Source organism: Vibrio sp. 1402 (genome assembly GCF_033340275.1).
Genome location: NZ_JAWOWE010000538.1, coordinates 1 through 565, shown reverse-complemented (window position 1 = coordinate 565; position 565 = coordinate 1). Strand labels below are relative to the sequence as shown.

At 48.5% G+C, this 565-nt stretch carries 1 pseudogene; it reads right to left on the bottom strand.

The annotated features are described in order from the left end of the window. Window positions 1–563: pseudogene (locus R7044_RS27125) on the bottom strand (imidazolonepropionase); the annotation flags it as partial. Window positions 564–565: the final 2 nt, after the last annotated feature.

Here is a 565-nt window from a genome sequence, read left to right as displayed (position 1 = left end):
TCAAATTCAGGCGGTAAAGCATGAGCGGCAAGAAGGGTAGTTGTGATCTTGACGTTACGCTCTTGTTCTAAGGCTTTTGCAGCACGCAGCATTTTTAGTTCGTCTTTGAGCGTCAAGCCGTAGCCTGATTTTACTTCAACCGACGTAACCCCACTTGCCAACAAACCATCTAAACGAGGCAACGCGAGCTCAATTAATTGCTCTTCAGTAGCTGCTCGAGTGGCCTTTACGCTGGAAAGGATACCGCCACCTTGCTTCGCTATTTCCTGATAAGGCACGCCGTTTAAGCGCATCTCAAATTCATTCGCGCGATTCCCCCCGTAAATTAAGTGGGTGTGGCAATCAATGAGTCCCGGCGTCAGAAGTTGACCTTGTAGGTCGATAGTTTGCGAATAGTGTTGAGGAGACAGAAGCGCTTCTATTTGAGGGGTGTCTCTTCCAACTGGATGAGCACTGATAGCCGCGATTTTACCAGCTTGAATACCAACACGGGCTGGTGGCGTTGGTAAATAACCTGCTTCACCACGTTCCATGCTAACTAGTCGGGCATTCTCAATCAGCAAAT